The organism is Microbacterium sp. UFMG61 (assembly GCF_015354505.1).
Taxonomy (GTDB): Bacteria; Actinomycetota; Actinomycetes; order Actinomycetales; family Microbacteriaceae; genus Microbacterium.
Map to the genome: position 1 here is coordinate 213,042 of NZ_JACAFP010000010.1, position 9,527 is coordinate 222,568.

Here is a 9,527-nt window from a genome sequence, read left to right on the forward strand (position 1 = left end):
GGCCGGACTTCGGGGCATCCGGCTCTGTGAGCAACAGTATGGACCCGTGCGATTCGTCAGCGGAAGAGGGAATCCGATTCGAAATGCGCTTTTAACATGAGCGTTTCGCGCGCTTTTCGAAGGATCCGTCACCATCCCTCGGTGAGCACACGGTCGAGCATGGCGACCACGTGGTCAGCGCTCTCGGCAGTGAGACACAGCGGAGGCTTGACCTTGAGCACGTTCGATCGCTCCGACGTGGTGAGCACGATGACTCCGAGTTCGCGCAGCCGCTCGCAGATCGCAGCGGCTTCGGCCGCCGCGGGTTCGAGGGTCTCGCGGTCTCGCACGAGTTCGACGCCGAGATAGAGTCCGGCGCCGTGCACGGGGCCGACGAGCGGATGCCGGTCGGCCAGCTCGCGCAGGCCGTCGGCGAGACGCGAGCCGATCTCGAGAGCATTGCGCTGCACGTCATCCTCGATCATCGCGTCGAGCACCGCGAGCCCGATCCGACAGCTCAGGGTGCTGCCCCCGGCTGACGAGAAGAACTGTCCCTGGCTGCTCAGCGCATCGGCGATCCGCTTCGACGTGATCACACCTCCGATCGGGAAGCCGTTGCCCATGGGCTTCGCGATCGTCACGATGTCGGGAACGGCGCCCGCCTGCTCGAACCCCCAGAACGTCGATCCCATGCGGCCGAATCCCACCTGCACCTCGTCGGCGATGCACAGGCCGCCCCGCGCGCGCACACGGTCGTAGGCGCCGGTCAGGTACCCCTCGGGCAGAAGCACACCGCCCGCATTGCCGAGAACCGACTCGCAGAGGAACGCGGCGACGCCCCTGCCCTCGCCGGCGAGAGCATCGAGGTCATCGTCGAGGTCGGCGAGGTATCCCGCGGCCGCTCCGTCACCTCGGTATGTGCCTCGGAAGGGGTTCGGCACATCGGCGACGTGCACCCAGTCGGGCCGCGACTCGAGCGCGTGCGGATTGTCGTAGGCACTCGTCGTGACGGCATCGCTCGCCATGGTCCACCCGTGATACGCCTCGCGGAGAGCGACGACGGTGCGGCGACCGGTCGCCGCCTGAGCCAGACGCAGGGCGAGATCGACAGCCTCGGAGCCGCTGTTCACGAGCAGCACGGTGTCGAGCCCGCTCCCCTGCGGCATGAGCGCGATCAGACGCTCGCTGTACTCGGCCAGGTCGCGGAAGAGGAAGCGCGAGTTGGTCGCAAGAGTGCGAAGCTGACGATCGGCGGCCGCGGCGATCGCGGGGTGACCGTGCCCGAGTCCCGCGACGTTGTTGACCATGTCGACGTGGCTGCGTCCGGTGGTGTCGATGAGGTGGTGGCGCCAGCCGCGCTCGATCTGCGGCGGGTGCTCGTAGTAGCGCTCCTGCGCCTCGGCGAAGATGATTTCCCTGCGGCGGAGTTCGGCTGCCGACTCGTCTGGACGCGCCAGCGATGGCAGGCCGAGCAGCGGTGCAGGGTCGGCAGAGAGTCGCGCCCAGGCCGCTACACGCTCGGGGGTGACGAGTCGCGAGCCGCCGACGATCGCCTCCTGGTCGAGAGCATCATCGCGACGCACCGCCAGCACGATCGTCCTCGTCTCGAACGACGCCGCGAGCTTGCCGATGTTCTCTCCGGCCTCGACCGTGGCGGAGCGCACCGGCTCGAGCTCCGTGGCACGCATCTCGAGCACCCACCCGTCACGCGTCGCGATGCGCACACGATCGCCCACCACGGACATGTCGCCTGCCACAGGAGCGAGCAGCCGCGAGGAGGGTCCGGGAGCGATGTGCAGCTCGGTCTCGATGGGCCAGGTCGCGGCGGCGTCCGCCGTGTCGAGGCTCGTGCGGGTGAGCCGGAAGACGCCGTAGGGCATCACCGCGACGCGCGCGCCGTCGGCGAAGGCGTTCTCGATGAGCCGTGCCTCGGCGTCGGGCGCGGCCCAGCGGCCCGCATCCAGCGAATCCGCTTCGACCCCGGCATCGATCACGCGCAGAGGACCACTCACATCGGGCAGGAAGCCGAGGACGTCACCGGGGAAGCCCGGAGCGTCGAACTCCCGAGCCTCGACGCCGAGACGCGCGAGCACGTGCTCCGTCGCCTCGACCAGAGGCACCGCCGTCGCCGCGTCGAAGATCGCCTGCTCCCCCGCGATGCGCTCACGCGCGTACTCGTTGTCACCGTCGATCTCGAGCTGACGCCAGCCGCTCGCCACGAGCAGCGCGGCGCGCAGCACGAGCAGCGGCCAGACCGCGAGCGATTCCTCACGGCTGAGCGGGGCATCGGCGTGGAACGCGCCGATCGTGTCGAGGGCACGAAGAGGCCGATCCGGCTCGTGGTGGAGCATCGACGAGGCGCAGACGGCCAGCTCGGCCACGCGCCATCCCAGTCCGAGGTCACCCAGATCCAGCACGGTGTGCGGGTGCAGTCTCGCGTCGGGGCCGCGCACCCCCATGACGTTGTCATCGGTGAGGTCGCCGTGGATGGGCTGCATCGGGAGGGCGCCCGCGACCCGCGCCAGCGCGGCCCGCGCCTCGTCCGCGGCGGTGAGCACACGCCGCCGCAGCACCGGTTCCCCGATCGACGAGGCGAGGACGCGAACCTGCTCATGGGCGACGCGCATGTCCCACATCTGCTCGCGATCGAGCCCCGGATGCTCGAGGGAGGCCAGCGCGTTGACAGAGGCCGCGGCGAGCGCGCCGAACTCGGCGAGCACGACCGGGGCGAGATACCCCGCGTCGACCAGCTCCTCACCGTCGGCGAACTCGCTCCGCCGCACGGCGAACCCACCCCACCGCTGCGTCAGCAGGCCGTCGAGCCCCGGGAGGACCGCGGGAACCCGGACGCCCGCGCTCCGATACGCCTCGAGCGCCAGGTGCTGCGCATCGCGTGCGTCGTCGCCGACCACGGGGTTGTCCACCCGCAGCACGCTTCGCGTGCCGTCCGGCTCGACCAGCACGAAGTTGCGGTCCTGATTGCTGCCGAGCTCGGTCGCCTCGGCGTCGATGCCGTAGCACTCGTGCGCGATCAGCACGGCATCGGCCGGGGTCACCTCCGGGCGGACGAGTCCTGCGCCGGTGCTCACTCGCGACCCGCCGAGCCGTCGCCCCCGTCGGAGTGCGCATCGTCGATCTGCACGGCGGTGACCTGCACGTCGGTGACCTGGACGTCGGTGACCTGCACGTCGGCGGCGTGCCGCGCGAGAGAGGTGCCGTAGCGCTCCGTGAGCTGCACCATCAGGTCGGGAGTGTCACGGTCGACTCCGAACACATGACCGGGGAAGTCGAGTTCCGGTTGCGCTGCCGCGATCTCGGCATCGCGGTCGGGTGACAGCAGCTGCACGGGGTCGCCGACCGCGACCCACCCGATCGGCACGACCGTGCCGGAGGGGAGCACGGCGCGCCGGTGCACGATGGCGTTCACGCGCACTTCGCACCGGTCGCCGACCAGAGCGCCGTTGAACACCCGGGCACCCGAGGCCAGGAAGACCTCCTCGCCGACTGTCGCACCGGCGATGCTCGCCAGCGTGCCGACCAGCGTGTGGGATCCGATGTGCACGGCATTCGCCGCCGTCGCCCGGATCAGCGCGTTCTCCATCACGATGACGTGCTCGCCCAGCGTGATGGGGCCGCCCTCGGCCGTGATGACGGCGCCGTGCAGTACCTGGCAGTGGGGTCCGATCGTCACATCGCCGGAGACGACGGCGGTGGGAGCGACGACGGCGGTGTCATGGATCCGGGGCCGAGCCCCGAGGTGCTCGTACAACATGACGCCAGCGTAGCGTCGTCGGCACCGCGAAGAGAGCCTCACTCCTTCGTGGCAGCACGTCCTCTGAGCATGCCGACGATCGCGGTCGCGAGGAAGAGCACGATGCCGAGGATCGCCAGCCAGAGCAGTCCCTCGACGAGGAAGCCGAAGACGGCCAGGCCGGCCCAGACCACGAGAAGAAGGATCAGGAGAATCCACATGGGGGGAGCATGCGCGGGGCACGTCGCCCTCGCCCACCCCGTTGACGCGCACGCCGAGAGTGAGTAGACCCTCCCTGCTACTCTGGCGACCATGCAATGCAGGTGACTCGATCCTCTCCCGCCTCCGGCCGCCGTTCGGCGCGCCCGGGGCATCCTCGATCGAAAGGCTCACCCATGCACTCCACCGATCTCCCCCTGTTCGGACGCACCGCGCTCGTGACCGGCGTCTCCCGCCGACGCGGCATCGGATTCGCGACCGCGACCACGCTGGCCTCACTCGGGGCGAACGTGTTCTTCCACCACTTCCGCCCCCATGATCTCGACCATCCGTGGGGCGCAGACGACCTCGATGCGGTGCGTTCGGGCATGCGCGACGCTCTCGTGGACGGAGCCGTCCTGGGCGACGCTCAGGCCGATCTGCGGGACCCCGCGAGCATCGAACCGCTCCTCGATGCGGCATCGGCGCTGTCGGGCCGGCTCGACATCGTCGTCTGCAACCAGGCGATGAGCGGCGGCGACGGCACGATCTTCGATATGACGGCCGAGCGACTCGACGCGCACTGGCAGGCCAACGCCCGTGCCTCACTGCTGCTGACAGCCGGGTTCGCGCGTCGGCGACGCCAGGAGCTCGGTGGCGACGTCACACCGACCGCCCGTCCCGGCGACAGCATCCCCTCACTCGGCCCCTTCGAGAAGCCGACCGGTCACGTGATCTGGATGACTTCCGGGCAGATCCATGGCGCCATGCGCGGGGAGATCTCCTACGCCACGAGCAAGGCCGCGCTGTCGGGCATCACCCGCTCGACGGCCGCCGAGCTGCTCGACGTCGGGATCGTGCTGAACACCGTCAATCCCGGGCCCGTGAACACCGGATATCTCGATGCCGAGACGACGGATCGAGACCTGTCCGGCGTCGATGAGTGGATCTCCGGAACCCCCTTCGGCCGCGTCGGGCGCCCCGAGGATCCGGCGCGGCTGATCGGCTGGCTGTGCACCGACGCCGGCTCATGGGTGGTCGGTCAGGTGCTGACCACGGACGGCGGCTTCTCGCTCTAGGAGCTCGATCGAACGCTCACTCGACCGAGACCGGCTCGGGGAAGATCGCGGTGAACAGCTGCCCGACCCACTGGAGCAGCTCCGCGTCCGGCAGCGGCTCGACTCCGACGCCGATGGCCGTAGGAACCGTGGGCATCGGCACCACGAGCGCCTCGCCACCGGCCACGAGCTTCGCCTTGGGGTAGAGCCGCTGCAGACGCACCTTGATCGAGTCCTCGAGCCGGGCGGGTGCGATGCGGAGGTTCGACCCCATCACGACGACATCGGAGAGTCCGGCCCGAGCGGCGCGGCGACGCAGGCGCGCGACCGCGATCAGGCCCTCGACGTCTTCGGGTGGGGTTCCGTAGCGGTCGGTGAGCTCGTCGATGACCAGGTCGATCGCGTCGTCCTTCGCCGTCGCGCTCGAGGCCGCCGAGAGCTTCTGATACGCCTCGAGACGCAGCCGCTCGCTGTCGATGTAGTACTCGGGGATCCGTGCTTCCAGGGGCAGCTCGAGGCGCAGCTCCTGCCCCGAGTCGACGTCCTCGCCACGGAAGGTCGCCACCGCCTCGCCGATCATGCGGAGGTAGAGATCGAATCCGACGCCCGCGATGTGGCCCGCCTGCTCGCCGCCGAGCAGGTTGCCCGCGCCGCGAAGCTCCAGGTCCTTCAACGCCACCTGCATGCCGGAGCCGAGGTCGTTGTTCACGGCGATGGTCTGCAGTCGGTCTGCCGCGGTCTCACTGAGCGGCTTCATCTCGTCGTAGAGGAAGTACGCGTAGGCGCGCTCACGCCCGCGTCCGACCCGGCCGCGCAGCTGGTGCAGCTGGCTGAGACCGTATTTGTCGGCGCGGTCGATGATGATCGTGTTGGCGTTCGAGATGTCGAGACCGGTCTCGATGATCGTGGTCGAGACGAGCACATCGAACTTGCGCTCCCAGAAGTCGTCGACGACCTGTTCGAGCGCGTGCTCTCCCATCTGCCCGTGCGCGACGGCGATCCGCGCCTCGGGAACGAGCTCCGCGAGCTCGGCCGCGACCCGCTGGATCGACTGCACGCGGTTGTGCACGAAGAACACCTGACCCTCGCGCAGGATCTCGCGGCGGATCGCCGCGGTGATCTGCTTGTCGCTGCGCGGACCGACGAACGACAGGATCGGATGCCTGTCTTCCGGCGGGGTCGCGAGAGTCGACATCTCGCGGATCCCGGTGACCGCCATCTCGAGCGTCCGAGGGATCGGCGTCGCGCTCATCGCGAGGATGTCGACGTTCATCTTCATCTTCTTGAGCGTGTCCTTGTGCTCGACGCCGAAGCGCTGCTCCTCGTCGATGATCATCAGGCCGAGGTCCTTGAACATGACCTGGTCGGTGAGGATGCGGTGCGTGCCGATCACCATGTCGACCGTGCCGTCGAGCAGCCCGTCGAGAGTGAGACGCGCCTCCTTGTCGGTCTGGAAGCGCGACAGCGGGCGCACCTTGACCGGGAATCCGGCGAAGCGCTCGGTGAAGGTCTCGAGATGCTGCTTCACGAGCAGCGTGGTCGGCACGAGCATCGCGACCTGCTTGCCGTCCTGGATCGCCTTGAACGCGGCGCGCACGGCGACCTCGGTCTTGCCGAAGCCGACGTCTCCCGACAGCAGCCGGTCCATCGGGATCGGTCGCTCCATGTCGGCCTTGATCTCGTCGATGGTCTGCAGCTGGTCGAGGGTCTCGGCGAACGGGAACGCCTCTTCGAGCTCCCGCTGCCAGGGGGTGTCGGGGCCGAACGCGTGGCCCTTCGCGCTCATGCGCGCCGAATACAGCTTGACGAGCTCGACCGCGATGTCGCGCACGGCCTTGCGGGCCTTGCCCTTGGCCTGCGACCAGTCGCTGCCGCCCATCTTCGAGAGGGTCGGGCCCTCACCGCCGACGTACTTCGACAGCAGGTCGAGCTGATCGGTGGGGACGAACAGTTTGTCACCCGGGTAGCCGCGCTTCGAAGGCGCGTATTCGAGCACGAGGTAGTCTCGCGTCGACTTGGTCGCATTGCGTCCGCCGGTCGAGACCTCGCGCTGCGTCATCTCGACGAACCGGCCGATCCCGTGCGTGTTGTGCACGACGAAGTCGCCCTGCTTGAGCTGCAGCGGGTCGACGACGTTCTTGCGGCGGGATGCGAGCTTCTTGACGACACGCTGGTCGCCGCCGATGGTGCGGCCGTAGAACTCGTTGTCGGTGAGGACGGCGAGCTTCGCCTCGGCGATCTGGAATCCCGCCTCGACGGATCCGGTGACGAGCGTCGCGACGCTCATGTCCGGCGCGTCGTCGAGCCTCTCGACCACGCGCGCAGCCACCCCGCGATCGGAGAGCACGTCACGCGCCCGGTCGACGAGACCCGCGCCGGCTGCGATGATGACCACCCGCCAGCCCTCGGCGACCTTGGCGTCGACGAACGAGATCGCACCGTCGACGTTGCCATGGAACGACGGGATCACGGCGGCGTCGATCGTCTCGGCGTCCTCGCCTCCGATCGAGAACGGGCTGAGCCGCCACCACACGCCGCCGCGGTCGCGCACGACCTCACGGAGTCGCGCGATGGTGAGAAAGTCTCCGGCGCCCAGATCGATGGGCGCCGAGGCGCCCGAGGTCGCGGCACTCCATGCGGCATCGAGGAACTCGCGGTTCGTCTCTCCGAGCGTGATGGCTCGGGCACTGGATCGCTCGGGGTCGACGACCGCGGTGGCGCTGCCCTCGGGCAGGTATTCGGCGAGCGACTTGAGGGGACCCGACACTGCCGGGAGCAGAGACTCCATGCCTTCGACGGGAATGCCCTCGGACATCTTCTCGAGCATTCCGGCGATGGCCGGGAAGCCATCGATCAGAGCCCGTGCACGATCGCGCACATCGGGCGTCAGCAGGAGCTCACGGCTCGGCGGGAGGTCGACGCCGGTGACGTCGCCCGGGAGCGAGCGCTGATCGGCGACCGAGAACGCGCGGATCTGATCGACCTCGTCGCCGAAGAACTCGACACGGAAGGGATGCTCCGAGATCGCCGGGAAGACGTCGAGGATGCCGCCGCGAACCGCGAACTCCCCACGACGCGACACCATGTCGACGCGCGAGTACGCGCGCTCGACCAGCTGCTCGACGACGCGGTCGAGTTCGTGTCCCCGCGTGCCCGCGCGCAGCTCGAGCGGGGGGATCTCGCCGAGATTGCCGGCGATCGGCTGCAGCGCCGCCCGCACCGAGGCCACCACGACGAGCGGGTGGCCCCCCGGCCACTCCGCGATGCGGCGGAGCGTCTGCAGTCGATGGCCGACCGTGTCGGGGCTCGGGCTGAGGCGCTCGTGCGGCAGCGTCTCCCAGGCGGGGAACGTCAGGATCTCGGCGTCGGGGATGTAGGCGCCGAGCGCCGCGGCGAGACTCTCGGCGCGCCGCCCGGTCGGTACGACGGCGAGCAGTGCGGCGGGATGCCCGGCGGCGCGACGCTTCTCGAGCAGCCCGGCGAGCGCCGGGGCGTCGAGGCCGTCGACGAGGCCGAGATCGGCATCGGTCTGCGCCCAGCTGAGGGCGTCACGAAAAAGAGACGCCTCTTCCAAGGCGCGCAGAATCCCCGGAACAGTCACCGGACAAGCCTAGTCGCGGCCACCGACACCGGGCCCGATGCCCGAGAGTGCCGTGATCGCCGCCATAGGATTCTCGGATGGAACCGGTCACCCTCACCACCGAACGCCTCGTCCTCCATGTGCCCGACGAGGCGGACGTCGACGCGATCACGGCTGCCTGCCAGGATCCCGAGATCACCCGGTGGACGACCGTGCCCAGCCCGTACTTCCGCTCGGACGCCGAGGAGTACGTGCGTCTGATCGGCGAGTGGTGGGCGGGCGGCAGCCAGGCGATCTGGTGCGCCTATCGCGACGACGAGCTCGTCGCCTCGATCGGGTTGCACCACATCGTCGGGCATCCGGCGGGCGGGTACGCCGAGATCGGATACTGGGTCACCCCCGAGGCCCGCGGCAACGGCTATCTGGTCGAGGCGGGTCTCGAGGTCGTCGACTGGGCCTTCCGCGAACTCGACGTCGCGCGCCTCGGCTGGCGCGCCGTGGTCGGCAACATCCCCTCCGCCCGCGCTGCACGTGCGCTCGGGTTCCGCTACGAGGGCATGTCCCGTCAGGGCCTCACGAGCCAGCGCGGTCGTGATGACGGCTGGCTCGCCGGGCTGCTCGCGACCGACGACCGCACCCCGGTCGCCTGGCCGGTGCTCTAGTTGTACTGACCCAGATCGTTGTTGACGTAGGAGAAGCCTCCGGTGTCGAGTTGGAGCTGTCTAGTTCTGCAGCTCGATCACACGGAGGCTTCTCGTGTCCCACGCTAATGCCCGGCTGACTCCGGCCGGCAGGTTGATCATGGTTCAGCGCATCCAGTCCGGTCGTGCCGTCGCGCATGTGGCGGCGGAGATGGGTATCTCGCGCACGACGGCGTGGCGGTGGTGGCGCAGGTTCCGCGAGTCCGGCCCCGCGGGGCTGGTGGACCGGTCCAGTGTCGCCAGGTCCCATCCTGCGCGGA

The 9,527-nt window shown here is 69.3% G+C and carries 7 protein-coding genes; 3 read left to right on the plus strand and 4 right to left on the minus strand.

The genetic code is table 11. From position 1 onward, the window contains the following. Positions 1 to 128: 128 nt before the first annotated feature. The 3 genes from IXW21_RS13845 to IXW21_RS13855 are packed head-to-tail and all read right to left on the minus strand — an operon-like array spanning position 129 to position 3,951. Complete coding sequence (locus tag IXW21_RS13845; protein ID WP_194764831.1) at positions 129 to 3,068, minus strand: aminotransferase; 2,940 nt, start codon at positions 3,066 to 3,068, stop codon at positions 129 to 131. Next, positions 3,065 to 3,751: a gamma carbonic anhydrase family protein gene (locus IXW21_RS13850; protein WP_228528524.1), complete on the minus strand. Its 687-nt coding sequence runs from the start codon at positions 3,749 to 3,751 to the stop codon at positions 3,065 to 3,067. The genes IXW21_RS13845 and IXW21_RS13850 overlap by 4 nt, the downstream gene beginning before the upstream one ends. Positions 3,752 to 3,789: 38 nt before the next feature. After that, positions 3,790 to 3,951 (minus strand): hypothetical protein, encoded by a 162-nt coding sequence (locus IXW21_RS13855; RefSeq protein ID WP_194764832.1) that lies wholly within the window; start codon positions 3,949 to 3,951, stop codon positions 3,790 to 3,792. Positions 3,952 to 4,125: 174 nt separating this feature from the next. Here IXW21_RS13855 and IXW21_RS13860 point away from each other — a divergent pair, with 174 nt between their 5' ends. Beyond that, entirely contained in the window at positions 4,126 to 5,007 is an 882-nt protein-coding gene (locus IXW21_RS13860; protein ID WP_194764833.1) for an SDR family oxidoreductase, read from the plus strand. A 16-nt stretch (positions 5,008 to 5,023) separates the two neighbouring features. Here the strand turns inward: IXW21_RS13860 and mfd are convergent, their stop codons facing one another. After that, positions 5,024 to 8,587: a transcription-repair coupling factor gene (gene mfd, locus IXW21_RS13865; RefSeq protein ID WP_194764834.1), complete on the minus strand. Its 3,564-nt coding sequence runs from the start codon at positions 8,585 to 8,587 to the stop codon at positions 5,024 to 5,026. Positions 8,588 to 8,664: 77 nt separating this feature from the next. Here mfd and IXW21_RS13870 point away from each other — a divergent pair, with 77 nt between their 5' ends. Both IXW21_RS13870 and IXW21_RS13875 read left to right on the plus strand, forming a co-directional pair. Next, positions 8,665 to 9,228 (plus strand): GNAT family N-acetyltransferase, encoded by a 564-nt coding sequence (locus tag IXW21_RS13870; RefSeq protein ID WP_194764835.1) that lies wholly within the window; start codon positions 8,665 to 8,667, stop codon positions 9,226 to 9,228. A 94-nt stretch (positions 9,229 to 9,322) separates the two neighbouring features. Then, a partial coding sequence (locus IXW21_RS13875) for a helix-turn-helix domain-containing protein (RefSeq protein WP_194764836.1) occupies positions 9,323 to 9,527 on the plus strand: 205 nt, incomplete at its 3' end.